The organism is Proteiniclasticum sp., from assembly GCF_032054185.1.
GTDB lineage: Bacteria > Bacillota > Clostridia > Clostridiales > Clostridiaceae > Proteiniclasticum.
In genome coordinates this window covers 72412-98487 of sequence record NZ_DAMBTF010000005.1, presented here as the reverse complement: position 1 = coordinate 98487, position 26076 = coordinate 72412, and the positions used below count along the sequence as shown (strand labels likewise).

Sequence of the window (26076 nt, the reverse complement as noted above, 5' to 3'; positions counted from 1 at the left end):
GGCAGTTATGGTATTCTGTTTTCTCTCTTCTCTTTAAGGCCGGATGGCAGTATGCTGCGGTCCTAATCGTTCCTCGAATACCCACTGATCAGAACGAAAAATCCGATGATTTCAAGAATTATGCCACCGAAAAAATAGGCTGTAGAGTCTGTGCCGATTGAAAAGATCAGGATGCTGATGGCTAATCCTGACAAGCCTAATCCCAGGAGCATCTGTTTTTACCTTTTACCAACTTAAAATGACCTCCTTTAATATTAAATACAAATAAAGTTTCTATATTCTATCAGTATATCATTTTCAATAGACAATAAAATGTGAAGATAAAAAATACTCCCATAAATTGAAGCATAATGCTCAATATTCTATGGGAGTAATCTATTCTGGATGATATTCAGGCGCTAGTCAACCTTACCTACATCGGTAAGAGACAGGTTGCTGTTATGGCTAAGTGCCCATGAAATTCCCCATTCATTCTGGAAGAGGAGGATGTTTCTGTCTTTAAGGTCTTTAACCAGCCTTGAATCGGAAGTGATGTTGATGTTGTCAAGATCGGCATCTTCATTTTCAATCCACCTGACGAAGCGGTAAGGAAGGTGATCGATCTTGATTTCCACACCATACTCGTTCTTCAGCCTAAACTCGAGAACTTCCATCTGAAGGGTACCCACAACGCCTACTATGATTTCTTCCATACCGATATGGAGTTCTTTGTAGATCTGTATCGCACCTTCCTGAGCCACCTGGGTGACGCCTTTGACGAACTGCTTTCTCTTGATGGTATCCACTGGTCTTACTCTTGCAAAATGTTCCGGAGCAAAGGTCGGAATTCCTTCAAACTTGAACTTGTTCTTCGGATCGGTCAGGGTATCTCCTATGGAATAGATGCCCGGATCGAATACACCAATGATGTCTCCGGCGTAAGCTTCTTCCACGACTTCTCTGTCCTGTGCAAGGAACTGAGTAGGCTGGGAAAGCTTGATTCTGTTTTTGCCCTGATAATGGAAGACTTCCATTCCTTTTCTGAATTTACCTGAGCAGATTCTGATGAATGCGATTCTGTCACGATGCTGAGGATTCATGTTGGCCTGAATCTTGAATACAAAGGCGGAGAATTCATCGCTGAATACATCGATCTCCTGTCCGTCTGAAGTTTCTCTTGGAAGAGGAGGAGAGGTCATTTCAAGGAATGACTTGAGGAAGGGCTCTATACCGAAGTTTGTGAGCGCGGATGCGAAAAAGACCGGACTCAGAGTGCCTTTTAAGACTTCGCCCATATCGAACTCATTTCCTGCCATATCCAGAAGTTCGATATCGTCCTTCAGCTGGTTATGGAAGGATTCTCCGATAAGATCCACAAATACAGGATCGTTCACTGAACCCTTGACGGAATTTACCGTGCTCTGCCCGTGCTTTCCTTCGGAAGAAAAGACCTGTATGCTGCTTGTTTCTCTTTCATATACACCTCTGAAATCCTTGCCTGAGCCAATCGGCCAGTTCATGGGATAGGTTTTTATGCCAAGCTCGTTTTCGATGTCCTCCATAAGCGCAAAAGGATCCTTTGCTTCTCTGTCCATCTTGTTGATGATGGTGAAAACCGGTATGTTTCTCAGGGAAGCGACATTGAAAAGTTTCCTTGTCTGATCCTCGATACCCTTAGCCGCATCCACGACCATAACGGCTGAGTCCGCAGCCATAAGGGTTCTATAAGTATCTTCGGAGAAGTCCTGATGTCCTGGAGTGTCCAGGATATTGATGCAGTAGCCGTCATAGTCGAACTGCATCACTGAGGACGTTACGGAAATTCCTCTCTGCTTTTCGATTTCCATCCAGTCTGATACGGCATAATTCTTTGCTTTTCTTGATTTAACGGATCCTGCAAGCCTGATGGCTCCTCCGTATAGCAGAAGTTTTTCGGTCAGGGTTGTCTTACCGGCATCTGGATGAGAGATGATGGCGAAGGTCCTTCTTCTTTCTATTTCTTTTCTTAATTCTTCCACGGGTATCCTCCAATTGTTTCTAATCATATGGAATTCATTCTTTTTGAATGAATCTGCTGGCATTAATTTCAGGTCTTATTCCGAATACATGGCAGTCATCCATGTTACAAGACCAATTATATATTATAATTGATAATCAAAGATTATACTACATATTTTCTTAAAGTTGAAGAGCGGACAGGTGAAGGGGAGTGGCAGTTGCCCTTCCATAGCACCGATATTATTAATAAAATGTTAATCCCAGTATGACACAATTATATACAAACTGGGGTATAATGAATACAATTAGCAATGGAGGAATGAGATGATCAGACTAGTAGCAATTGATATGGATGGGACGCTGCTTTCATCCGAACATAAAGTCAGTCCATTAAACAGGAAAGCCCTGAAACTTGCAGATGAGAAGGGAATAAAAGTTGTTCTATGCAGCGGAAGAAGAATACATAATCTTCTTGATTATGCGAAGGAACTTGGAATCGACGGGAATGAAGGATTTGTTGTCGGAAACAACGGTGCAGGAGCAATGAGAATCGCAGACAGTAAGGTCATCTATGAGAACTATCTCACTGCAGCCGAAGCTCAGTCAATCGCTGAAGTCTGCGACAGCGTCGATGCGAATTACACGGTTCATACTTTTGATGCGGCAATATCACCACGAGAAAACCTCTACTCGAAATATGAAGCTGGCCTTAACGGTATTGACCTCACCATCATGCATCCGAGTGCGCTTGCTGATGAAACCATGGTAACAAATATGCTGGTTCTGGATGAAGTGGAGACGCTGAACGGATACGAAAAAGTCATTATGGACACCTTTTCGGAAAAATACCGGATCATCAGGACGATGCCCATGTATCTCGAAATCATGAAGAAGGAAGTCACAAAATTCAACGGAATTATGGCTGTGGCCGATCTTTTCGGTATCCGCGATGACGAAATCATGAGTATCGGTGATGCAGCGAATGATCTTGAAATGATCGTCCACGCAGGAGTGGGCGTTGCCATGGGCAATGCACAGAAAGTGATCAAAGATGCAGCGGACTATATCACCCTAAGAAATGACGAAGACGGGGTGGCGTATGCCATGAACAGATTTCTGAAACTTGATATGATAGAATTTAAACATGAGGAGGTGGAGTAATGAATAAACATAAAATGCTGAAAACTGTCTTGACTATGATTCTTCTGATCTTCATCATACCGATATTCAATGTAGAAGCTTCAGATGGATATTATGAAGTGGATGAATTCAATATCACTGTGGATATTCTGGAGAATGGTGATGCAGTGATCATGGAAGAAATCACCTATGATTTTGACGGAAACTTCAATGGAATCCTTAGAGACATCGATTATGACCGGACCAGCGGGATCAAAAACATAACAGTAGGAGTGCTTGAAAATGGGAGTATCACAAGCTTTTCTGAAAGCGGCGGATCTGGAGCGTACGTCTATGAACGAGATGATACAGGATCACTTGCAAAGCTTAAGATCTATGAAAAGTCCAGAAACGAGAGCAAAACTTTCTACATCGGCTATACCCTGGTCAATGTAGCGGAGAAGTATAACGATATCGGTACATTCAACAGAAAGATCATAGACGATGGCTGGGACATCCCATTAAACAACATCACCATCACCATAACCATTCCGGAAGGGGCAACGAAAGAAGATCTTAAAGTATACGCCCATGGACCTCTGACCGGTGAGAGTGAAATTGTGGACAATCGGACATTCCGATTCACTGTTCCTTCAGTAGGCGGAGATTTTGTGGAAACACTTGCCATTTTCCCGCCGGAACTCATTCCTGATTCTACAAATGTTTTTGCGCAGGATGAACTTCCGAGTATTCTTGAGAATGAACAGCAGCTTGCTGATGAGGCTAATGAAAGAAGAGATGAGGCCATAAGAGAACTCGAGGAAGAGAGACAGCGTGAAGAACGTGAAAGAACTTCAAGACCGATTTTCGGCGCAGGGATCGCGGCTGCTCTAGGGACCATTTTCTTCATGTTCAGGAAATTCACAAAGGAACTTGAACCTGAGTTCATGGGAGACTACTACCGTGAACTGCCTGAAGACTACAGTCCTGCGGTCATGTCCTACCTGCTCTCGAAAGGAAGGACAACGGATGATGACATCATGGCAACGATCCTTGATCTTGCCAGAAAGAAAGTGATCAGACTGACGCCCATCAGGACTGAGAGCGGAAGGATCTTCAAAAAAGAGGAAGATACTTTTGAACTGACTTGGCTAAACAAGGAGAAGCTCGATACACTTCTTCCCCATGAAAAATTTCTGGCCACCTGGTTTCTGGATGAAATCGGAGACGGCAGAAGCCTTGTCATTGATGATCTTGAAACCATCATGAAAAAGCAGAAGGCGGCACTTCAGTTCAAGAAAGACTACGATTACTTCAAGGTGAAGGTCAAAGATACCGCTGAGAAGCAGGGGTTCTTTACAGCAAACACTCTGCAGGGTGCGAAGATATTTGTGCTTCTTGCCGCATTGTTCATTCTTGCAGGAATCTTCGGGATATTCTTTTTCGGAAGCTTTATCGCCATCGGACTTGCAGTACTTGGCGGTGTACTTCTGATGGGACTTCTGTCCTTAAACTTCATCAGAAAATATACAAGAAGGGGCGTTGAACACAAAGCCATGTGGGAAGCTTTCAGGAAATTCCTCAAGGACTTCTCCAATCTGAAAGAAGCCGAGATTCCATCTCTGGTCATCTGGGAACATTATCTTGTTTATGCTACATCCCTTGGGGTTGCTGAAGAAGTCATAGATCAGCTGCCTAAGGTGTTCAATGAAGCTGAGCTTAGTAATCCGGATCTGACCTATATGGGCGGCTACAGAAGCTTCAACAATTTCTATATTATGAACCATGCGTTCGGTGGTACGATGTCGAGAGTGAGCTCGGCTGTAAGCTCAGCTCAGATTGCAAACTCCAGCAAATCATCCGGCGGCGGATTCGGAGGAGGATTCTCCGGAGGAAGCTCAGGCGGAGGCGGAGGCGGTGGAGGCGGCGGTGCCTTCTAAAATATCAGCAGCCTAAAATCTTTAAACAGAAAGGAAGATGAAAAATGCCAACAGGAACAGTTATATTACTGATCGTTCTCGGACTCGTTGTATTGCTTGTCGTTTATGGAATATCTGTCTACAACAGCTTAGTGGTGTTGAAAAACAGAGTGAAAAATGCATGGGCACAGATAGAGGTCCAGCTGAAAAACAGAGCAGACCTTATTCCCAATCTTGTGGAGACTGTAAAGGGTTATGCCTCCCACGAGAAAGAGGTTTTTGAGAATGTCACAAAGGCAAGAGCAGGTGTTCTTAATGCCAAAGGTGTTGAAGCTACAGCGAAAGCTGATGCAGAACTTACCTCTGCACTCACAAGACTTCTTGTCACAGTGGAAGCCTATCCTCAGCTGAAAGCGGACCAGAACTTTCTATCCCTTCAGGCTGAACTGAAAGATGCAGAAGAGAAAATCAGATACTCAAGACAGTTCTACAATGACACCACAATGAAGTACAACACTGCCATTCAGGTATTCCCGAAGAATATTTTTGCCGGAATCTTCAACTTCAAGCAGGAACCTCTGTTTGAAGCATCTGAAGCCGACAGAGCTGTTCCAAGAGTACAGTTCTAATATAACCATACAGAGATCCTGGAGTGTCCCCTGATGGACGCACCAGGATCTTTCACTTTCTCTGTATAGTGATTCTCCTCCGCCTGATTTGAGAGCATGTGGATAAATCAATTTCGGTTGATTATGATCATTCATATTTCTCGTTCCATCATGGAAATGCCATATTATTTACGTTTTATTAACTTTTAAACATTGATAAGTCATTGACAGATTTTTTGATATCGTTTAAGATGAAATCAAATACATGGATTGTTACTGGTAAACAGGCAAGACCGAGATACATGCAACACAGTTGCTTTGTTTCTTTGGTCTTTTTTTTATACTGTGGCCGCAGAGTCTGTGGATCGGTGATGAGATATGCATTGAACTTATTAATCATTATTTATTAAAGGAGGACTAATCATTATGATGAAGTATCTACAGAAACTCGGTAGATCGCTCATGCTACCCGTTGCAGTACTTCCCGTCGCTTCGATACTCATGGGTATCGGTTACTGGATCGACCCAACAGGCTGGGGTGGCGGAAGCCCGATCGCCGCATTCCTGATCAGTGCCGGTGGAGCTATTATTGATAACATGTCTATACTATTTGCTGTGGGTGTCGCTTTAGGTATGTCAAAGGATAAGGATGGTTCAGCAGCACTTGCAGGACTTGTCGCTTTCCTTGTAGTTACTAAGCTGCTATCCCCAGGAACTGTCGCTCAGCTTACACAGGTCGCTCCAGAAGCGGTAAATGTTGCCTTTACAAAGATTGCCAATCAGTTTGTGGGTATCATCTCCGGACTTGTTGCGGCAGGTATGTACAACAGATTCGCTCATGTACAGCTGACACCGGCACTTTCCTTCTTCAGCGGTAAGAGACTGGTTCCGATCATGACATCCTTTGCCATGATTCTTGTGTCCGCAGTACTCTTCTTCGTATGGCCAGTCGTTTACTCAGGACTTGTCGCATTCGGTACAACCATTTCTGAAATGGGTGCAGTTGGAGCAGGTATCTACGGATTCTTCAACAGACTGCTGATCCCAACAGGTCTGCATCATGCTCTGAACTCAGTATTCTGGTTCGATGCCATCGGTATCAACGATATCGGTAACTTCTGGGCAAGTACAGGTACACCAGGAATCACTGGAAGATACCAGGCTGGTTTCTTCCCAGTAATGATGTTCGGTCTGCCAGCAGCAGCCCTTGCAATGTATCATACAGCTAAGGACAACAAGAGAAAGGTTGCAGGCGGACTTCTACTTGCAGCTGCAGTATCTTCATTCTTTACAGGTGTTACAGAACCGATGGAATTCGCATTCGTGTTCCTTGCTCCTGGTCTGTATGTTGTACATGCACTTCTAACTGGTATTTCTGTATTCCTGGCAGCACAGTTCCAGTGGATCGCAGGTTTCGGTTTCAGCGCAGGATTTGTTGATTACTTCCTGAGCCTTAGAATGCCGCTTGCTGTGAATATACTGATGCTTCTCCCACTTGGTCTTATAATGGGTGCCATCTACTACTTCGTGTTCAGATTCCTGATTACAAAGCTGGATCTTAAGACACCTGGAAGAGAAGACGATGACACAACAGAAGGCGAAGGCGTAGTTCTAAACAGAGATACAAACTTCAGCGCTTTAGCAGCTCAGATCCTTGCTGGACTGGGTGGAAAAGAAAATATAGAATCCCTTGATCACTGCGTAACTAGACTAAGATTGGAAGTCAAAGACAACCTTCAGGTCGATGAAGCAAAAATCAAGAAAGCCGGAGTTGCTGGCGTCATCAGACCATCCAAAACAAGCGTACAGGTCGTCATAGGACCACAGGTGCAGTTTGTTGCAGATGAAATGAAAAAGCTGCTCTAATAAGATTTAAAGGCCAGACGGTCAACCTTAGGGCTGACCGTCTTTTCAATGCCTTTTTCCTGTTAGGCTGATAGGATTATGTTTTAGAACATGATAGATATCTTCTAGGAAAAATCTGAAATTCAATCTATAATGGAATCAAGAGATTTTTGGAGGCTGAACATGAAGATTATCAAGGTATTCAACAATAATATCGTTGCAACCCAATCAGATCATGGCCAAGAGATGATCCTTACTGGCTCCGGACTGGGTTTTCAGAAAAAAATCGGAGACAATGTCGATGAATCCCGTATCGAGAAGATCTACGAGGTTCTTGATGACAGCAGAGACCGTTTTTACAGGCTTCTGGGTGATACTCCCATGGAGCTTATCAATGCAACGGAAAAAATAAGAAACAGAGCCAAGGAAGAACTGGGCATCCAGATGACGGTCAATGCACTTGTAGGGATGATCGATCATATCACTTATGCTGTGGAGAGAAAGAAGAAAGGAATGGAAATACCTAATCTTATGCTTCATGAAATCAAGAGTCTATACGGAGAAGAATATAAAGTGGGCATGGAAGGGCTGAATTTCATAGAGGATGCCACAGGTGTTCGTCTTTCTGAACATGAAGCCGGATATATCACCATGCATATGGTCAATGCATCTCTGGGCGAGAACAAAGAGAGCATTTCAAAGATATTTCTGTTCACCAATGGTATTGTTGAAATTATAGAAGAGTCGTTTGATTTTGACTTCAGTGAGGATGAAATATCCCTTGCGAGGCTGAATGCACATCTCAAGTTCCTTGCCAAAAGAATTCTCCTGAATCAGCCAAGTACTGAAGACCATGTGGAAGAATTCTATGAAATGTTTCTGAAGAAGGATAGACGGTTTAAAACTGTGGAGAAAAAGATCAAGGCTTTTATCCGCAGATCTTTCCATCATGAACTGACCATTCAGGAAATGGTCTATCTCATGGTCCACATGAACAAGGCGATCACGAAATGATCTACAGACTGACACGACTTAAAAATCGTATATTAAACATCAGTCAGAGACTGGGAAAGTCCCTTATGCTCCCCGTTTCTGTCCTTCCTGCAGCTGCCATCCTTGTTGGTCTTGGCTACTGGATGGATCCTATAGGATTTGGGGAGAGTACTTTTATTTCAAGTGTGCTTGTACAGGTGGGGCTGGTCATACTGGAAAATATTCCGATTCTATTTGCCGCTGGCGTTTCACTTGGCATGGCAAAGGAAAGAGACGGCTCGGCAGTTCTCTCCGGTATCCTTGGATACCTTGTTGTCGTAAGAATGCTGTCACCGGAATCTGTTGCTGTTTTCAGAGGAATCCCTGTATATCAGGTCAGCGATGCTTTTTACAGCATAGGCAACCAGTTTACAGGGATTCTGTCGGGTCTTGTGGGTGCACAGATCTTCAACAGATATTCCGATCTGAAACTTCCGGAGGGTATCAGCTTCTTTGCAGGAAAAAGATCTGTACCGATCATCAGTACGCTTATGATGGTTCTTGTGAGTATGGTCCTATATGTGATCTGGCCGATGATGTATGAAATGCTCATTATTTTCGGAACAAGAATCAGTTCACTGGGTGCACTGGGAGCAGGTATCTACGGGTTTCTCAACAGACTCCTCATTCCTTTGGGCCTTCATCATCCTCTGAACTCCGTTTTCTGGTTTGACGTTATCGGAATCAACGACATCGGAAAATTCTGGAAGGCTGCTGGTGTATATGGTGAAACTGGAATGTATCTTGCAGGGTACTTCCCCATCATGATGTTTGGCCTTCCAGGCGCTGCCCTTGCCATGTCGCGGACTGCGACAAAAGGTCAGATCCGTAAAACAAGGTCATTTATGGGCACTTCGGCTTTCGCATCATTTCTCACAGGAATCACGGAGCCTCTGGAGTTCTCCTTCATGTTTGTCGCGCCGAAGCTATACTTTCTCCATGCACTGTTTACGGGTCTTTCTCTATACATAGCAGCCCGGTTTCAGTGGATTGCAGGTTTCAGTTTCAGTGCAGGACTCACTGATTATCTGCTGAGTATAAAAGTACCCATGTCGAAAAATATGGGCATGCTTCTCGTTCTTGGTGTATTCTTCTTCTTCCTTTACTACTTCTCTTTCACATATTTCATACGAAAGTACAACATCCTGACGCCAGGAAAAGAATTGCGGAAGAGCAAGAAGGAGGAGGAAAGCAATCTTTATACTGCTGACTTCAAGAAACTCGGAAAGAATATCCTGAAAGCCTGTGGAGGAGGAGAGAACATCGTATCCATCGATTCCTGCATCACGAGGCTGAGACTAGAAGTGAGTGACCCTGAAGCCGTGAACGAGAAAAAGCTTAAAGCCATAGGTGCCATGGGTGTATTCAAGCAGGGGCCATATGTTCAGATCATCATCGGACCGCAGGTTCACTTCATTATGGAAGAGATGAAGCTGGTTGTGAAAGACAGATTAGCTGCACAGTAATACCGAACATATCAGAACAGGCAGGCGTTTTTAAGCGCCTGCCTGTTCTGATATGCTGACTTTTCAGTTATAAGTACTTCAGAACTGCTGGAAGAAGACCGACTTTCTTCTGCATCTTTCTTAAGGTCTTCAGTGCAATACGGTTTGCTTTCATTGCACCTTCTGTGTAGATTTCTTCAAGCTGTGTCTTGTCCGTAAGAAGCTCATTGGCTTTTTTCTGAATCGGTTCAAGCTCTTCTACAATCACTTCAGCCACATATTCCTTGAATTCTTTGTAGCCTCGGCCTTCAAAGGATGCTACGACTTCTTCGGGTCTGATTCCCTTTATGGCACAGACGATGTTGATGAGGTTCTTCACGCCGGGCTGATCATCAGTATAATTGACGACACCGACTGAATCAGTCACCGCTCTGCTGATTTTTCTTCTGATGACATCAGGCGGATCCAGAACCAGGATATAGGAGTTTTCATTATCATCGGATTTTGACATCTTTTTTGACGGATCGGTAAGGTCCATGATCTTCGCTGCACTTTCAGAAATCTTTGAATCCGGCAGGACAAATGTCTCCGAGTAAGCTGAATTGAATCTCTGAGCGATATCTCTTGAGAGCTCGACATGCTGCTTCTGATCTACACCGACCGGTACAAAATCTGCCTGATAGATCAGGATATCCGCCGCCATCAGTACAGGGTAGTTGAAGAGTCCTGCTGATATGGAGGAGTTCTCCTTCAGTTTTGATGTTTTGTCCTTATATTGTGTCATCCTTGAGAGCTCACCCATATTGGCCGAGCAGGTGAGAATCCATGACGCTTCCGAATGTGCAGGCACATGTGACTGTACAAAAAGAGTGCTTTTTCTGTAATCAAGACCTGATGCGATATAGATCGCCAGAATCTCCAGTACTCTTTTTCTCAGCTGGGCAGGTACCTGTTTAACGGTGATCGCATGCAGGTCGGCTATGCAGTAATAGCATTCGTACTCATCCTGCAATCCGATCCAGTTTTTGATCGCACCTAAATAATTTCCCAAGGTGATGTCTCCTGAGGGCTTTATCGCACTGAATACAATTTTTTTCTTCTCTTCCACAAGCTTTTCCTCCATGTCTCAAATTATAGTTTGATCTCTATGATCTTATCCGATTCGCCTGTTCCATGCGGGGCCGGATGTTATAACCATTATTATAGCCTTTTCTCATGAAAAAAGGTAGCTACAATGTAACTACCTTTCTAGGATTATCTTCTCTGATTAAGTTTTTCGTTCTTTCTTGCTCTTCTGCAATCAGGACATCTTACTGGCTCATTTTCAAATCCTTTTTCTTTGTAGAATTCCTGTTCACCAACTGTGAATGTGAATTCGTTTCCGCAGTCTCTGCATATGATTTTCTTGTCTTCCATTTTTTCCTCCTTAGCAACAGTACTTAATTAGATTCTGAGGCTAAGGCCTGGATAACTAAGAAATTACTGTGTCTAAATATTATTACCTTTCGGCAATTTTATTATATCAGATTATTCCCACAAAGGGAACATTCTAAAGTGAAAAAATCCACATACTTCATGAACATGTTATGAATTTAATAACAGAAAAGGGTTTTAGGTTATGAACATTACCTCATATCGGAAATTATATTTCTTATCCGCCAAAAAAGCGGCTCTTTGGGTTTGACTAAATTTTCGGATAATTATATAATTGAATCATAGTTAAAAGGTTTTCAAGCCAAAAATATCAAGGGAGTGATTGACATGATACAGGTAATTTATGGCAAGAGAGGATCCGGTAAAAGCAAAAAAATGGTATCTCTTGCTAATGAACAGGTCAAAACAACCAAAGGCAATGTTGTTTTTGTAGATGACGATTCTCGTGCAATCCATGAACTGGACAGAGACATTCGATTCATCGATGCTGATGAATATGCACTCACAGACTACAGGTCAATTTATGGTTTCCTTTGCGGGATTATTTCAACAAATTATGATGTGACTACGATATTTGTAGATGGACTATTTAATGGAATGGATAAGAAAAGTGAAAGCTCCGAGAAGATTTTTGAAAAGCTTCAGGAATTCTCAGAGAACCACGAAATCAATCTTTATATTGCTATGCATGATGAAGGCGAACTGGCAATATCTGAATTAGAAAAGTACAAGGTCCTTAGCTGACCTTTTTTAGAAGCTCCTGCTGGAGCTTTTGTTTCGTCTCATCTGAATGGGAAAAAGGGGGGAAACGGATGATTTTAATTTGGAATAGGAAAGAGGTTTATCAGGGTGTTTCTGTTCAGAAATTCAATGAAATCCGGAATGTCCTTCGAGCCCATGATATCAGTTATAAGGTAAAGATCAGGGATTCCAGAAGCAGAGCCGGACGAAACAGAGATGAAGAACACCATGCGATGTTTTCCAAAATCTATTCGGTGTATGTCCATAGAAGGGACTTTGACCGGATCAGAAAGTATATCAGGTAAGAAATGCATCAGAGATGAAGAACATTCATAAGTTTGAATGTCCTTCATCTCTGGTTTTCTTTGAAGTTTAAAATGTCATGGGATTTTCTGTTTCACAAATCAGAGGAAATTAGGTATACTAAGATGTAGTAAACAAACGTCAGGAGTGAAAAAATGAGTGTATTTGACGAACTAACCAGAAGAGGATATATCAAGCAGCTTACCCATGAGGAAGAAATCAAGAAGGCGCTGGAAACGGAAAAAGTCACCTTCTATATCGGATTCGATCCTACAGCTGACAGTCTGCATGTAGGGCATTTTATCGCCATGATGTTTATGGCACATATGCAGAAAGCGGGACATGTACCCATTGCTCTAGTAGGCGGAGGTACAGCCATGATCGGCGATCCTTCAGGAAAGACAGATATGAGGTCCATGCTGACAAAAGAAGACATTGATCATAATATTTCGAAGATCAAAAAGCAGATGGAGAGTTTCATTGATTTTAGTGACAACAAAGCACTGATGGTCAATAATGCCGACTGGCTTCTTAATCTCAATTACGTGGACTTTTTAAGAGATATCGGAATTCATTTTTCCGTAAACAACATGCTTCGTGCCGAAAGCATAAAGCAGAGACTGGAGAAAGGTCTGTCATTTCTCGAATTCAACTATATGCTGATGCAGGGATATGACTTCCTCTACCTCAATCAGAACCACAGCTGTACCATGCAGCTGGGCGGAGATGATCAGTGGTCCAATATGCTTGCAGGGATTGACCTTGTAAGAAGAAAAGAAAGAAAGACAGCCTATGCTATGACCTGCACGCTTCTGACCAACTCAGAAGGTCAGAAGATGGGCAAGACCGTTAACGGTGCGCTCTGGCTTGATGCAGAAAAGACTCCGGTATATGATTTCTATCAGTACTGGAGAAACGTGGATGACAAAGATGTTGTGAAGTGTCTGAAGCTGCTCACATTCGTGGATATTGATGAAATCGAAAGAATAGAATCCCTTGAAGGGGAGAATATCAACGAATCCAAGAAACTTCTTGCTTATGAAGTGACAAAACTTGTCCATGGCGAAGATGAGGCAGATAAAGCGAGAAGTGCGGCTGAAGCACTGTTTGGCGGCGGTACTGACCTGTCTAATGTCCCAACGGTCGAAATCGTAAGAGCTGATCTTGAAAAGAGTCTCCTTGAGATTCTCCTTGAAGGCGGAGTATTCCCATCCAAAGCTGAAGGAAGAAGAAACATGGAGCAGGGTGGTGTGAGCATCGATGATGCAAAAATCACCGACACCAGCCATAAGATTAAGGAAGAGGATTTTAAAGACAACTATCTCCTTGTGAAAAAAGGAAAGAAAAAGATCTACAGAATCCTGATTACAGATTAATGGCACTTTATGCGATATCAGATCTTCATCTTTCTCTCAGCGGGGATAAGCCGATGGATATATTCTCTGAGGACTGGAAAGATCATGATGAGAGAATCAGAGAAAACTGGCTGAAAAAAGTCAAAGAAGAGGATACGGTGCTTCTTGCAGGAGATCTTTCCTGGTCCATGAATATGGCTTCAGGAAAAGAGGAACTGGATTTTGTAGCGAATCTTCCTGGAAGAAAGATTCTCATCAAGGGAAATCATGACTACTGGTGGGGCAGCATCAAAAAACTCAACAGTATGTATGATAATATGGATTTTATCCAGAATAATTTCTTTACATATGAAGATTATGCCATCTGCGGAACGAGAGGATGGGTACTGCCTGGAAGCGCGCTCTTCAAGGAAGAAGATGAGAAAATCTACAACAGAGAGATCATGAGACTGAAAATGTCTCTGGACCAGGCAAAGAAAGCCGGTTATGATAAAATCATTGTAATGATCCATTATCCGCCGGTGAATGAAACTTTTAAGGATTCTGTATTTACGGATATTTTTGAGGAGTACAACGTGGAGAAGGTCATTTATGGTCACCTTCACGGCAAGTCACTTCAGAGAGTGATGACAGGGTATAGAAAGGGAGTGGAGTATCTCCTGACTTCCTGTGATTATATCAATTTTGACCTGATTACCATACTCGAATAGACAAGCAGCATATTTCAGTCTTTATATTGCATCACCGAAGAATGTTTCTGTCAAAAGGTGATCACTAAATTTTGGAGGTAAACAATGTACAACAGTAATGACGCCCTTACCATCAATACCATCAGAGCATTGTCCATCGATGCAGTGGAGCAGGCAAATTCAGGACATCCTGGTCTGCCCCTTGGTGCTGCACCATTTGCTTACGTTCTTTGGGCGAAAAACATGATGCATAACCCGAAGAACCCTACATGGTTCAACCGTGACAGATTTGTGCTTTCAGCAGGCCACGGTTCGGCTCTTCTTTATTCACTTCTTCATATGTCAGGCTACGGTCTTGAGATGGAAGAGATCAAGAACTTCAGACAGTGGGGATCAAAGACACCAGGACATCCTGAGTACGGTCATACTGTAGGCGTAGAAGCCACAACAGGACCACTCGGACAGGGTGTTGCCATGGCTGTCGGTATGGCAGTGGCAGAAAGCCATCTGGGTGCTAAGTACAACAGAGAAGGCTTCAATGTCGTAAACCACTACACCTTCGCACTATGCGGAGATGGAGACCTCATGGAAGGTGTTTCAGGAGAAGCATCCTCATATGCCGGACATCTTAAGCTCGGCAGACTCATCATGCTTTATGATTCAAATGACATTTCCCTGGATGGAGATCTGGACAAGTCCTTCTCGGAAAGTGTAAAGGAAAGATATGAAGCTTATGGATGGCACTACCTGAGAGTGGAAGATGCCAACGATCTTGAAGCGGTTGATGCGGCCATCAAGGAAGCAAAGAGAGTGGAAGATAAGCCTACAATCATCGAAATTAAGTCCATCATCGGAATCGGATCTCCTTCAGCAGGAACATCCAAGGCTCATGGTGCTCCGCTTGGTGCAGAGGGTGTAAAGGTCACAAAGGAATACTTCAAGTATAATCATGAAGCGTTCACTGTTCCTGAAGAAGCTTATGAGACATTCAGAAATCACATCGAAGCTAACGGTGTGAAGGAAAACGAGTCATGGGACAAGTTGTTTGCCGACTACAAAGAAAAATATCCTGAACTTGCCGGCGAGCTTCTTGATGCCATTGAAGGAAAGCTGCCAGAAGATCTGACAAAGGATATGCCTGTTTATGAAGCAGGTAAGGGAGTGGCCACAAGAAATGCATCAGGTCAGGCGATCAACTTCTTCGCAAAGAAGCTTCCATCGCTGTTTGGCGGATCTGCCGACCTTGCCGGTTCAAACAAGACTTCCATCACCGGAGCACTGGACTATTCCGCAGCTAACCCTGAAGGAAGAAACATCTGGTTCGGTGTAAGAGAATTTGCCATGGGTGCCATGATGAACGGACTGCACCTGCACGGCGGACTAAAGGTATTCGGAGGAACATTCTTTGTATTCTCAGATTATGTAAGACCTGCCATCAGGCTTTCAGCACTTATGGGACTACCTGTCACTTATGTATTCACACATGATAGCGTTGCAGTAGGTGAAGACGGTCCAACACATGAGCCGATCGAGCATCTGCCATCACTAAGAGCGATGCCTAATCTGTCTGTGATCAGACCAGCAGACGGAAATGAAACCTATGCCGCATGGAAGATTGCACTGGAATCGGAAAATGTACCTACAGTTCTCGCATTATCCAGACAGGATCTCACAACACTTCCTACAACAGCTGAGCAGGCTGTAGCAGGAGTAAAGAGAGGAGCTTATATCGTATCACCTTCTGAAAAGGAAGTAAGTGATGCGCTGCTGATTGCAACAGGTTCTGAAGTACCTCTGGCTTATGAAGCTCAGCAGGAACTGAAGAAAGAAGGAATCGACGTTGCTGTCATCTCCATGCCTTCATGGGATCTTTTCGAGAAGCAGGACAAGACATACAAGCAGAGCGTAATCAATCCCGCAGTCAAGAAGAGACTGGCTATTGAAATGGCTAATCCGCTTGGTTGGGAAAGGTACGTAGGAGACGAAGGAAAGATTCTCGGAATCGATACTTTCGGTGCATCCGCTCCTGGAGAAGTTGTTATGGAGAAGTTCGGATTCAGCGTACCTAATGTGGTGAAGCTGGTCAAAGAGCTTATAAACGAATAAGATAGATATATTAAGGTATTGGGTAAGTCAGACTTACCCAATACCTTTTTTGTTTTGTGGATATTATGGTAGAGTTCACGATTAATTTATGATATGTTTAATGTATGTTTAGCGTGCTACAAATGTGGATGAAGCTGCAAGGCTTCCCACTGAAAGGGGACTCCATAATGTTCAAAAGAGAAAACATCAAATTCAACGTCATGATCTACATGATGCTCTGGTTCGGTTATACCTTTTATGATTATGGCGATTTTATTAACTATCTCATCATGGGACCGGTAATCGGAAATATTATCCTCAATTCCACCTGGTTGTATTTAAACCTTATGATTGGAGATAAAACTGAAGCTAAAAATGAAGCTAAAAATGAAGCCTAACTTCTGATTTGTTTTGATAACAATTCGTTTTGAAAGTCTGCTGATCAGAATATAAGAAGTGCTTGTGTTGACTGGTAAAGAGACTAGTGTCCCTATATAGCGACAAAATCATTAGCGAATATTCCAAAAGAACCATTCATACACATATATACATTTAATATTAGTACCTCCTTGTTGCCAAAACAAATGTGGAGACGGTTGTTCTGTTCCATCGGATAAATAGTAAAGAAAAATACAAATTTGAAAGGTCGTGAGTTGAAATACCCTCACGACTTTTTCTTTCTATAATAATCAAGAAGATTATCATATAAACTTAGACGATAATTTTAAAATGCAAATTAAGTACAAAACTCATTGATATGGATTATTTGTCCCAAAAATATATGTATTTGTCCCATTATACTGTATAATGAAAACAGAAATGGAGGTACCATAATATGAAAAAGCAAAATGTTTTAAACCTTATAAAATACCATGTTGAAAGAAATGAAAATGCTTTTAGAAATGAATCCATAAGCATAGCAAGATACTTTGATAGTATTGGAGACTATCAGCTAGCGGAATACATTATGAGTCTGATTGCTGAATCAAATTTGTATACTCCACAGGCTAGTGATTTTGAAAGTGAATTTTTGAAGCAACTTGATATCAGAGCAGTGGCACCACTGAATTTACCCATAGATATATCAGATGATATAAAAGGGGTTATTAATGCGGTCAACCACAATATAGGAATAAACAAATTTTTATTTGAAGGTTTCCCGGGGAGTGGGAAAACTGAGGCAGCTAAACATGTAGCTCGATTACTTGATAGGACAATATATTACGTAGACTTTGATAACTTAATTGATAGTAAATTAGGACAAACCAATAAGAATATTGCACGTGTGTTTTCAGAAATAAATATGATTCCAAATTCAAATAAAGTTGTTGTCTTATTTGATGAAATAGATGTGATTGCATTGGATAGGGTTAATCGTAATGATGTACGTGAAATGGGTCGAGTTACTTCGGCTATTTTGCGAGAACTCGATAGGTTAACTGATTTAAATAAAGAAATAGTAATTATTGCAACAACGAATTTATACTCAAATTTTGATAAAGCACTAACAAGGCGTTTCGATGCTGTAATTAATTTTAACCGATATAGTAAAGAAGACTTGATTGAGGTCGCGGAGTATTACTTCACATCTTTTATTAAGAATTTTAAAGGCATTTCAAAGGATACAAGACTTTTTAAAAAGATATTGAATACAAGTGATAAACTGCCTTATCCTGGAGAATTAAAAAATATAATAAAAACATCTTTGGCATTCAGTGATGCAAATATTGAGCATGATTACTTAAGAAGGCTTTATAATAATTTAGTTAGTAATCTTGATCAAACTGATCTTGAACAACTCCGTATACAGGGTTTTACAGTGAGAGAAATAGAAAAACTTAAGGACGAATCCAAGAGCACCATATCTAGGAAGTTGAGTAAGGAGGAAAATGCTGATGAATAATGTACTAGAATTAAAAGGTAAGCGATTTATCCAAGCTTCAAAAGGTGGTAACGGCGGCGGAGCTGGCATGAATAGTAAAATAGTAGTAACGAGTGAGCAATTAATTAAGTTGCAAGCTAGAATAAGCCAGATCACAGAGTTTTGGAAGTTAGAAAAAAAGCCTTTTGAAGGCATCTTAATTAGCGTCCACTACAATAAAATCGTTGCTAAAAGCAACCGTATTTCTGGACTATTTAGAGGAATTGATTCAAATTCTGCGATTGTTGGAGCTAAGTTCAATGAAGAAAAGGACAAACATATTATTACTTATTTTTTAGATTTACTAGATTTAGAGAAAAGTATTGATTTACTTTCTAAAACCAGCCAAGTTTTAAACTTAAAATTCAAAGGTAGTATCGATAAGAAAACTTTTGATAATGAGAGGGTTTTTGGCAATGAGAAAAAGAAGATTAAGGGAACCGTACAATTTCATGATCTCCCGATAAGTAAGTCTGTGTTTAAGCAAGTAGTTGCTGATGTTTCTTACATTGACGATTTTGAGATAGATATTGCAAAATGGCAGATGAAACAAAGTATTGTAAGCATATATGATACTCGTACAGATGCAAAAAAGTTATTTAAAAGCATTGGAATTGATATCTTAACGAGTAGAATATTAGATAATCAGACAGTTTTTTTGGATGAAAATCAAATAGAGCTCTTATTTGATAAAGCTCCTTATCTTGTTTCAATGGCAACTGTGGACTTAGCAGAATTATCTCCTGAGGATTTTATTGATGAATATCAGCAGAGCACGTTATACATACCATCTCCTAACATTGAACCAACTATTGGTGTAATTGATACCTTGTTTGATAGGCGCGTCTATTTTAACGAATGGGTGGAATATTATGATATGGTTGATGATAGTATTCCTAAAAGTACAGATGATTATCGTCATGGTACTGCTGTATCTTCTCTTATTGTAGATGGTGCAAGGCTGAATCCATGGCTAGATGATGGGTGTGGTAGATTTAAAGTGCGACATTTTGGGGTAGCAGTGGGCTCTAAATATTCCTCTTTTACAATTACAAAACAAATTAAAGAAATTATTTCTAATAATAGAGATATTAAAGTATGGAATATTTCGCTTGGTAGCAATCAAGAAGTTAATGATAATTTTATTTCTGCTGAAGCTGCGATATTAGATCAGATTCAGTATGACAATGATATAATTTTTGTAGTGGCTGGAACTAATAAACCTAATAACGATATTGTAAAAATAGGTTCACCTGCTGATTCAATAAACAGTATGGTGGTTAATGCGGTGACTAAGAAAGGTTTATCAACAAAGTATGCTAGAAAAGGATTAGCCTTATCTTTTTTTGCGAAACCAGATGTCAGTTACTATGGTGGAAGTGAGGAGCAATATATTAAGGTATGTGAACCTTTAGGAGCGGCAAATGTTGCAGGAACTTCTTTTGCAGCTCCTTGGATTGCTCGTAAGTTATCCTATTTAATTGATGTTTTAGGTCTAAACAGGGAGATTGCCAAAGCTATGATTATTGATGCAGCTAGGAATTGGAGTGAAAATCCAACGCCGGAGGAGGTTGCTCTTTATGGACACGGTGTAGTACCTATTAAGATAGGTGATATTGTTCAATCAAATGATGATGAGATTAAGTTTTTAGTTTCAGATGTAAGTGAAAAATGGAATACTTATAATTATCATTTTCCGATTCCACTTAAAGATGATAAATACCCTTATATAGCAAGAGCGACTATGTGTTATTTTCCTATATGTAATAGAACACAAGGTGTTGATTACACTAATACAGAACTTAACCTTCACTTTGGTAGAATTAAAGACGATGGAAAAATGAACGAAATTAACAACGATAAGCAGAATCAAGATGAAGTACTTTATGCTGAAAAAAATTATCTTCTAGAAGGTGAAGCAAGGCACAGATTTAGAAAATGGGACAATGTAAAATATGTCGTAGAAATACCCAAAGAAAGAATGAGTCCAAAAAAATCATACAACAATAAAAATTGGGGAATGGAAATTAAAACAAACAATAGATTAGATCCTAAAGACGGAATGGGTATTCGTTTTGGTGTTATTGTTACCTTGAAAGAAATCAACGGTATTAACAGAATTGATGAATTTATCAAAAATTGTACTTTAAATGGATGGCTAGTAAATAAGCTTGATATTCAAATGAGAATTAATATTAATGAAAAAGTAAATGAAGATATTGAGTTTGAGTAGTAGAATAGACATATAAAAGATATGCGTTTAGAAAGTACTTTCATATGAGGGATCATTGCGCATGATTGACATCTTTTTTGTATACTCAAGGTACGTTCAGACGGTTGTGCTACTTTTCAACAAAGTAGAGAATATCTACAATGTAGAAGTTGAAATGGAAGTAAAGAATCTAAAAGACTTCAAAATTGTGACAGATGCTCTCAAGTTGTAGCTGACTATATATTTGAAATGCTGGAAGAGGAGATGGAAGTGGAAAAGATTGTAAAAGAATCGGATTCCGCTATTAGGGATTTCAAGTACAAGACTATGGGCAGGCTTTCTCGCAGACTCATTTAAGTGGCGGCGAATTATAATGATGAGGAAAATCAGGGAACAGTATCAGTTGGTTTTAGCGCGCGAATTTAGGGTCAATCCATGTGCTCATGTCCAATCCATCAGGTGCAGCATGGATGCAAAGAGATATACGACAAAGGGAAAGTGGCTGCTTCTTATTGAAGCCAGCCGCTTTCTATAATTAAAGAGTTATTGTTCAGCAGATGTCAGAGGTTTTATCAGTCTTGGATTTCAAATTCTGAGCTGACATAATACGCATCTTTTCCCGGAACGTCTTTTCCTGTGATGTCCGTTTCCGTGAGATTAAATTCCATAATCACACGATAAGTGCCTTCAATCATATCGATCATGTTGTCTCTTCTGATCCAGAGTTTTTCCTCATTACCCGGTTCCAGCATGTAGCCTATAGCAGGAGCCTCGGCCATAGCCTGAATCTTTTTCCAGCCTTCCGCAGTCTTAAGCTCAATTCTGTCGTTTGCACCAAACCAGATGACCTCCTCAGTCTCATTTCTAATGAGGTAGCTCTCAGGATTGATCTCATTCTCTATAATAAGAGAAACATCTTCTATGAGATTGATTTTATCCTCCAGGATCACAAAGCCCTCGCCGTACCATACCTGGTCAAGAGCAGGGAGTGAACTGTCTGGTTCTTTATCAGGAGATGGAGATTCGGACTTTGGTTCAGATGCAACGGGTTCAGAATTAGGCGTTTCGATGTTTTCCGGTGCAGTCTTTTCGCTGCAGGATACTGTAAGGGCAAGGACAGCGATACAGACAAGAACAGAGCGTTTCTTCATGGATTTCCTCCTTGATATACATACTTTGTAATAATATTATATACTTTTTGTTACTAAAAATAGTAACAAAAAAAACAGTATATTGAATATTAAGCTTGCTATAGATACTGATAAAGCGATAGATTTGACTTTTACTTAGGTACCTAATATAATAAAGAGAGATTAAGTTAGGTACCTAACTAAAAGGAGTAATGAATGATGATGGAAAAAAGCAGGATAAACAGTGAATATGATGTACTGGGCAGTGCCATGAGGCTTGTCAGAACCATGAAGAGAAGAGAAAGACTTGAAGGCGGTGCTTCACGAGGAATGATGAGACTTCTTGCCGTTCTTTCGATAAATCCGGGTATTTCACCGAAGGCGCTTGCAGAGCATCTGGAGATCAGACCAGCGTCACTTAGCGAACGGATCAGGAAACTGGAAGAGGAAGGGATTGTAAGAAGAGACACAGACGAAGGGGACCTTAGAAGAATCAAAGTGACCATTATGCCACGCGGTGAAGCCATTTTAAAAGAAACTCGAGCCATGAGAGAAGAGGACAGGAAACTGATCACTGAAGTGCTCAGTGAAGAGGAGCAGAAGATGTTCTGCCAGATCAGTCAAAAGCTTGTAAACGCCATGGAAAGTATAAGAAAGGAAGATGTTGATGCCCTATAACGGAATGAGAGGAAATAGAGGATATCTGACGGAGGAAGAAAAGAAGGACACTCCGAAAATATCCGTCACTTTTCTGAAGAGAGTCTTCAGCTATCTTATGCCCTATAGAGGGTATCTGATACTGAGCCTTGCCGCAATTGCTGTTTCATCACTTTTTGGCATACTCCCTACAATCATCACAGGAAAGATCATTGATGAGGGGCTCCTTAAGGGGGATCTTAACCGCCTCGTTATGCTGCTTCTGATCTCTCTTCTGGTTCTCATCATCTCCAATCTGATTGGCGTCCTTGAAAGTTACCTTAATGTCCTTATTGCCGAGAACATTACAAGCGATATGAGAAGCAGAATGTATAAACATCTTCAGAAGCTGTCCCAGAGGTTTTTTACAGGCACGAAGCAGGGAGACATCTTGACCCGAATGACCAGCGACATTTCAGGTGTGCAGAGCGTCATCACCGGAACCTTTTCGAATATCATAAAAAATATCGTCACTCTGACGATTGCTCTGATCACGATGTTTTCGAAAGATCCGGTCCTCGCTGTTGTGGGTATGGTCATTGTTCCACTCTTCATCCTGCCCACCAAAAAAGCAGGTAAAGTCAGGTGGAGCCTCACCATGGAATCAAGAAAGCACAGTGACGAAATCAGCCAGATTCTCAATGAAACTTTAAGTGTAAGCGGGCAGGCACTATCCAAACTGTTTGTGAAAGAAGAATTTGAGTTCAATAAATATGATGCGGCCAACAAGAAGATGGTCAAGCTCAACATCAGGGAAAGTATGGCCGGCAGATGGTTCAGAGTCGTCATGGCTGTATTCACGAGCATGGGACCCATGCTCATCTACCTTTTTGGTGGGATTCTCATCATTAAATATGGCAGAAGCAGCCTGTCCATCGGAGACATCACGGTCATGGTGGCACTTTTAGGCAGGATATATGGACCGATCAATTCGCTCTTCAATATCCAGGTGGATCTCATTCGTTCCATGGCGATTTTCTCAAGGATATTCGAGTACTTCGATATCCCTGTGGAGGTGGCCGAAAGAGAAGATGCACTGGAGCCCGAGAAATGTCTTGGTCAGCTCAGTTTTAAGGCGGTATCGTTCCATTACGAAGAAAACCAGCCTATTCTGAACCAGCTCAGTTTTGATCTTAGTATGGGGAAAACCGTAGCCATTGTTGGGCCTTCCGGTGCTGGTAAGTCGACGGTTTCAAACCTTATTCCAAGGCTTTATGACGTGACAGAGGGCGCCATCACACTTGACGGTCACGACATAAGAGACCTTAAGCTAAGCTATCTCAGAAGCAATATCGGTGTTGTTTCCCAGGATACCTACCTTTTTCACGGCACCATCAGGGAGAACCTTCTCTATGCAAGAGAAGAAGCAGATATGGAGGAAATCATGGATGCCTGCAGAGAGGCAAACATCCATGACTTTATCGAAAGCCTGCCTAAAGGGTATGAAACCATGGTGGGCAATCGTGGAATGAAGTTGTCAGGAGGTCAGAAGCAGAGAATCTCCATCGCAAGGATCATTCTTCGAAAACCAGCCATCATCATATTTGACGAGGCCACATCATCCCTGGACACCCTGTCTGAAAAACTCATTCAGGAAGCCATTAAGCCACTTCTGAAAAAAAGTGCAAGTCTTGTCATCGCTCACAGGCTATCCACCATCTATGAAGCGGATGAGATCCTTGTCATGGAAAGCGGGGAAATCAGAGAAAGAGGATCCCATGAAAGTCTTCTTCACTTAGGTGGGATTTATAAAAGCCTGTATGATATTCAGTTCGAAAGCCTGAAAGATCTCGAAGAAGCAATATAGAATATATTTTTGTGGTTTAATGCGTAATTGTTGGCGTATAATTTAGAGTGTGAATAAGGAGGTTTTTTATGGAAGGATATGCACTGATCACTGGAGCCACATCAGGGATAGGACTTGAACTTGCACTGAACTTTGCCAGGGACCACATCAATCTGGTTCTGGTGGCAAGAACAGAAGAGAAGCTTCTGGAGATTAAGGAGAAGGTGGAAAAAGACTACAAAATCAAGGTAGTCACAATAACCAGGGACCTGACAGAGGAAGAAGCGCCTAAGGAGATCTACGAAGAGCTGCAGGAGAGAAAGATCCGTGTGGATTTTCTCATCAACAATGCCGGCTTCGGAACATTCGGTCGCCTGAAAGACACCGACCTTGAAACGGAGAAGGACCTTGTGAAGCTTAATGTTCTCTCGCTTCTTCAGATGAACAAGCTGTTCGTACCGGGTATGGTTGAAAGACACTTCGGATACGTCATGAATGTGGCGTCTCTTGCAGCCTTTATGCCAGGACCTGTCATGGCGAACTACTACGCATCAAAAGCTTATGTGCTCAGTCTGTCTGAAGCCATGCATGAGGAGATGAGAAAAGAAGGCGTTAAAGTCAGTGCGCTCTGTCCGGGGCCGGTAAAGACCGGGTTTCAGGAAAGAGCACAGATGAAGAAGACAGATTCAGCAAAAGCCTTTCTCATGGAAGCGAAAAAAGTTGCAGACATAGGGTACATCGGACTGTGGAGAGGTAAAGCTGTTGTTGTTCCGGGAATATTTGAAAAAGCTGTACCGGTCCTCACGAAAATTTTTCCGCGTTCCCTCATAAGAAAAGCGGCCATATTGTCACAAAAAGAATAACTGAAGTGATTAATTTGGTATAATAGCAATAGAAGAGATGCTTCCTGAAAGCAGAAGTGATGTTTACAGGGAAGACAGATTCTTTGTATGTGAGAGGTGCACTAAGAGATGGCGAATAAAGACTGGAAAACTTTTATGATTCCTTATGAGCAGGCAGTTGAAGAACTCAAAGTCAAGCTCAGGGCAATAAGAACTGAATATCGCAGAAAAAATGATTATTCTCCCATAGAGTTCATCACGGGCAGAGTCAAAGAAATTTCATCTATGCTTGAGAAAGCGAACAAATTTGAGATTCCTCATGACCGTCTTGCCCTGGAACTTGAAGATATTGCTGGAATAAGAATCATGTGCCAGTTTGTTGACGATATCGAAACTGTGGTCAATATCTTAAGAAGGAGAAACGACATGAAGATCCTTTATGAGAAGGACTATATCACAAATGTAAAAGCCAGCGGATATAGAAGCTACCATATGATCATTCAGTACCCTGTCAATATGGCAGGAGGAGTCGTGGATACCATAGCAGAAATTCAGATCAGAACCCTTGCCATGAATTTCTGGGCCGTAACAGAGCACAGCCTGAACTACAAGTACAAGCAGAGTATTCCGCCTCATATCAAAAGCAAGCTGAAGGAAGCGGCAGAGTCAGCCTATCAGCTGGATGAGACCATGCTGGAAATCAAGGATGAAATCAAAGACGCTCAGAAGCTTTTTGAAGTGAAATCTGCACTGGTGTCGGCAATAATGAATGATATCCTCTATCTCATGTCTCTCGGGAAGATGCAGGAAGCTTCAAGATTCCAGAGTCAGCTGAACAAGCTCATCGAGTATGGAGATGTTTCCGATCTCAATCAGCTTCATCAGATGGTGAAGAAGGAGATCAACCGTTTCAGATAATTAATATTAATGGGCAGCA

The 26076-nt window shown here is 41.6% G+C and carries 23 protein-coding genes; 18 read left to right on the top strand and 5 right to left on the bottom strand.

What is annotated here, in order from left to right; genetic code table 11:
* Positions 1 to 62: 62 nt before the first annotated feature.
* A complete protein-coding gene (locus RTX25_RS04200; RefSeq protein WP_312650834.1) occupies positions 63 to 212 on the bottom strand; it encodes a hypothetical protein in 150 nt (49 codons plus the stop codon).
* Positions 213 to 398: 186 nt separating this feature from the next.
* Entirely contained in the window at positions 399 to 1997 is a 1599-nt protein-coding gene (locus tag RTX25_RS04195) for a peptide chain release factor 3 (protein WP_312650833.1), read from the bottom strand.
* Between the two features lie 304 nt (positions 1998 to 2301).
* Between RTX25_RS04195 and RTX25_RS04190 the strand changes: the two genes are divergently transcribed.
* From RTX25_RS04190 to nagE (RTX25_RS04165), 6 genes are all read left to right on the top strand, one after another.
* Positions 2302 to 3138 carry a Cof-type HAD-IIB family hydrolase gene (locus RTX25_RS04190; RefSeq protein WP_312650832.1) on the top strand — a complete coding sequence of 279 codons (837 nt, stop codon included), beginning with the start codon at positions 2302 to 2304 and terminating at the stop codon, positions 3136 to 3138.
* Complete coding sequence (locus RTX25_RS04185; protein ID WP_312650831.1) at positions 3138 to 5036, top strand: DUF2207 domain-containing protein; 1899 nt, start codon at positions 3138 to 3140, stop codon at positions 5034 to 5036. The genes RTX25_RS04190 and RTX25_RS04185 overlap by 1 nt, the downstream gene beginning before the upstream one ends.
* A gap of 44 nt (positions 5037 to 5080) precedes the next feature.
* Positions 5081 to 5644, top strand: a complete 564-nt coding sequence (locus tag RTX25_RS04180; protein ID WP_312650830.1) for a LemA family protein — start codon at positions 5081 to 5083, stop codon at positions 5642 to 5644.
* A 405-nt stretch (positions 5645 to 6049) separates the two neighbouring features.
* Positions 6050 to 7489 carry an N-acetylglucosamine-specific PTS transporter subunit IIBC gene (nagE, locus tag RTX25_RS04175; RefSeq protein ID WP_312650829.1) on the top strand — a complete coding sequence of 480 codons (1440 nt, stop codon included), beginning with the start codon at positions 6050 to 6052 and terminating at the stop codon, positions 7487 to 7489.
* Positions 7490 to 7651: 162 nt separating this feature from the next.
* On the top strand, positions 7652 to 8482 hold the full coding sequence (locus tag RTX25_RS04170; RefSeq protein WP_312650828.1) for a PRD domain-containing protein: 831 nt from the start codon (positions 7652 to 7654) through the stop codon (positions 8480 to 8482).
* Positions 8479 to 9966: an N-acetylglucosamine-specific PTS transporter subunit IIBC gene (gene nagE / locus RTX25_RS04165; RefSeq protein WP_312650827.1), complete on the top strand. Its 1488-nt coding sequence runs from the start codon at positions 8479 to 8481 to the stop codon at positions 9964 to 9966. Before RTX25_RS04170 ends, nagE (RTX25_RS04165) begins: the two co-directional genes overlap by 4 nt.
* Positions 9967 to 10033: 67 nt before the next feature.
* On the opposite strand, the gene trpS is transcribed toward nagE (RTX25_RS04165), so the two are convergent.
* Positions 10034 to 11053: a tryptophan--tRNA ligase gene (gene trpS, locus RTX25_RS04160; protein ID WP_312650826.1), complete on the bottom strand. Its 1020-nt coding sequence runs from the start codon at positions 11051 to 11053 to the stop codon at positions 10034 to 10036.
* Positions 11054 to 11199: 146 nt separating this feature from the next.
* Positions 11200 to 11361, bottom strand: a complete 162-nt coding sequence (locus tag RTX25_RS04155) for a zinc-ribbon domain-containing protein (protein ID WP_312650825.1) — start codon at positions 11359 to 11361, stop codon at positions 11200 to 11202.
* Positions 11362 to 11706: 345 nt separating this feature from the next.
* Between RTX25_RS04155 and RTX25_RS04150 the strand changes: the two genes are divergently transcribed.
* The 8 genes from RTX25_RS04150 to RTX25_RS04115 all read left to right on the top strand — a co-directional run bounded on the left by RTX25_RS04150 (position 11707) and on the right by RTX25_RS04115 (position 20706).
* Complete coding sequence (locus tag RTX25_RS04150; protein WP_312650824.1) at positions 11707 to 12123, top strand: ATP-binding protein; 417 nt, start codon at positions 11707 to 11709, stop codon at positions 12121 to 12123.
* Between the two features lie 68 nt (positions 12124 to 12191).
* Positions 12192 to 12425 (top strand): hypothetical protein, encoded by a 234-nt coding sequence (locus RTX25_RS04145; protein ID WP_312650823.1) that lies wholly within the window; start codon positions 12192 to 12194, stop codon positions 12423 to 12425.
* A 153-nt stretch (positions 12426 to 12578) separates the two neighbouring features.
* A complete protein-coding gene (gene tyrS, locus RTX25_RS04140) occupies positions 12579 to 13799 on the top strand; it encodes a tyrosine--tRNA ligase (protein WP_312650822.1) in 1221 nt (406 codons plus the stop codon).
* Positions 13799 to 14488 carry a metallophosphoesterase gene (locus tag RTX25_RS04135; RefSeq protein ID WP_312650821.1) on the top strand — a complete coding sequence of 230 codons (690 nt, stop codon included), beginning with the start codon at positions 13799 to 13801 and terminating at the stop codon, positions 14486 to 14488. The genes tyrS and RTX25_RS04135 overlap by 1 nt, the downstream gene beginning before the upstream one ends.
* Before the next feature lie 84 nt (positions 14489 to 14572).
* On the top strand, positions 14573 to 16573 hold the full coding sequence (tkt, locus tag RTX25_RS04130) for a transketolase (protein ID WP_312650820.1): 2001 nt from the start codon (positions 14573 to 14575) through the stop codon (positions 16571 to 16573).
* A gap of 167 nt (positions 16574 to 16740) precedes the next feature.
* Positions 16741 to 16950, top strand: coding sequence for a hypothetical protein (locus tag RTX25_RS04125; RefSeq protein WP_312650819.1), 210 nt, complete (start codon positions 16741 to 16743; stop codon positions 16948 to 16950).
* A gap of 437 nt (positions 16951 to 17387) precedes the next feature.
* Positions 17388 to 18455: an ATP-binding protein gene (locus RTX25_RS04120; protein WP_312650818.1), complete on the top strand. Its 1068-nt coding sequence runs from the start codon at positions 17388 to 17390 to the stop codon at positions 18453 to 18455.
* On the top strand, positions 18448 to 20706 hold the full coding sequence (locus RTX25_RS04115) for a S8 family peptidase (protein ID WP_312650817.1): 2259 nt from the start codon (positions 18448 to 18450) through the stop codon (positions 20704 to 20706). The genes RTX25_RS04120 and RTX25_RS04115 overlap by 8 nt, the downstream gene beginning before the upstream one ends.
* Positions 20707 to 21257: 551 nt before the next feature.
* Here RTX25_RS04115 and RTX25_RS04110 read toward each other — a convergent pair.
* Entirely contained in the window at positions 21258 to 21836 is a 579-nt protein-coding gene (locus tag RTX25_RS04110) for an immunoglobulin-like domain-containing protein (RefSeq protein WP_312650816.1), read from the bottom strand.
* 195 nt (positions 21837 to 22031) lie between these two features.
* Between RTX25_RS04110 and RTX25_RS04105 the strand changes: the two genes are divergently transcribed.
* The 4 genes from RTX25_RS04105 to RTX25_RS04090 all read left to right on the top strand — a co-directional run bounded on the left by RTX25_RS04105 (position 22032) and on the right by RTX25_RS04090 (position 26057).
* Positions 22032 to 22493: a MarR family transcriptional regulator gene (locus RTX25_RS04105; protein WP_312650815.1), complete on the top strand. Its 462-nt coding sequence runs from the start codon at positions 22032 to 22034 to the stop codon at positions 22491 to 22493.
* Positions 22483 to 24318, top strand: coding sequence for an ABC transporter ATP-binding protein (locus RTX25_RS04100; RefSeq protein ID WP_312650814.1), 1836 nt, complete (start codon positions 22483 to 22485; stop codon positions 24316 to 24318). The genes RTX25_RS04105 and RTX25_RS04100 overlap by 11 nt, the downstream gene beginning before the upstream one ends.
* Positions 24319 to 24386: 68 nt before the next feature.
* Complete coding sequence (locus RTX25_RS04095; protein ID WP_312650813.1) at positions 24387 to 25160, top strand: SDR family oxidoreductase; 774 nt, start codon at positions 24387 to 24389, stop codon at positions 25158 to 25160.
* A 108-nt stretch (positions 25161 to 25268) separates the two neighbouring features.
* Complete coding sequence (locus tag RTX25_RS04090) at positions 25269 to 26057, top strand: GTP pyrophosphokinase family protein (protein ID WP_312650812.1); 789 nt, start codon at positions 25269 to 25271, stop codon at positions 26055 to 26057.
* The last annotated feature ends 19 nt before the right edge of the window (positions 26058 to 26076 follow it).

Coding starts and splice junctions, on each gene's coding strand:
- RTX25_RS04145 (WP_312650823.1), top strand. CDS start 12,192: ATGATTTTAATTTGGAATAGGAAAGAGGTTTATCAGGGTGTTTCTGTT.
- RTX25_RS04090 (WP_312650812.1), top strand. CDS start 25,269: ATGGCGAATAAAGACTGGAAAACTTTTATGATTCCTTATGAGCAGGCA.
- nagE (WP_312650827.1), top strand. CDS start 8,479: ATGATCTACAGACTGACACGACTTAAAAATCGTATATTAAACATCAGT.
- RTX25_RS04120 (WP_312650818.1), top strand. CDS start 17,388: ATGAAAAAGCAAAATGTTTTAAACCTTATAAAATACCATGTTGAAAGA.
- RTX25_RS04185 (WP_312650831.1), top strand. CDS start 3,138: ATGAATAAACATAAAATGCTGAAAACTGTCTTGACTATGATTCTTCTG.
- RTX25_RS04180 (WP_312650830.1), top strand. CDS start 5,081: ATGCCAACAGGAACAGTTATATTACTGATCGTTCTCGGACTCGTTGTA.
- tkt (WP_312650820.1), top strand. CDS start 14,573: ATGTACAACAGTAATGACGCCCTTACCATCAATACCATCAGAGCATTG.
- RTX25_RS04110 (WP_312650816.1), bottom strand. CDS start 21,836: ATGAAGAAACGCTCTGTTCTTGTCTGTATCGCTGTCCTTGCCCTTACA.
- RTX25_RS04135 (WP_312650821.1), top strand. CDS start 13,799: ATGGCACTTTATGCGATATCAGATCTTCATCTTTCTCTCAGCGGGGAT.
- RTX25_RS04100 (WP_312650814.1), top strand. CDS start 22,483: ATGCCCTATAACGGAATGAGAGGAAATAGAGGATATCTGACGGAGGAA.
- RTX25_RS04095 (WP_312650813.1), top strand. CDS start 24,387: ATGGAAGGATATGCACTGATCACTGGAGCCACATCAGGGATAGGACTT.
- RTX25_RS04170 (WP_312650828.1), top strand. CDS start 7,652: ATGAAGATTATCAAGGTATTCAACAATAATATCGTTGCAACCCAATCA.
- nagE (WP_312650829.1), top strand. CDS start 6,050: ATGATGAAGTATCTACAGAAACTCGGTAGATCGCTCATGCTACCCGTT.
- RTX25_RS04105 (WP_312650815.1), top strand. CDS start 22,032: ATGATGATGGAAAAAAGCAGGATAAACAGTGAATATGATGTACTGGGC.
- RTX25_RS04200 (WP_312650834.1), bottom strand. CDS start 212: ATGCTCCTGGGATTAGGCTTGTCAGGATTAGCCATCAGCATCCTGATC.
- RTX25_RS04190 (WP_312650832.1), top strand. CDS start 2,302: ATGATCAGACTAGTAGCAATTGATATGGATGGGACGCTGCTTTCATCC.
- RTX25_RS04115 (WP_312650817.1), top strand. CDS start 18,448: ATGAATAATGTACTAGAATTAAAAGGTAAGCGATTTATCCAAGCTTCA.
- RTX25_RS04150 (WP_312650824.1), top strand. CDS start 11,707: ATGATACAGGTAATTTATGGCAAGAGAGGATCCGGTAAAAGCAAAAAA.
- RTX25_RS04155 (WP_312650825.1), bottom strand. CDS start 11,361: ATGGAAGACAAGAAAATCATATGCAGAGACTGCGGAAACGAATTCACA.
- RTX25_RS04125 (WP_312650819.1), top strand. CDS start 16,741: ATGTTCAAAAGAGAAAACATCAAATTCAACGTCATGATCTACATGATG.
- tyrS (WP_312650822.1), top strand. CDS start 12,579: ATGAGTGTATTTGACGAACTAACCAGAAGAGGATATATCAAGCAGCTT.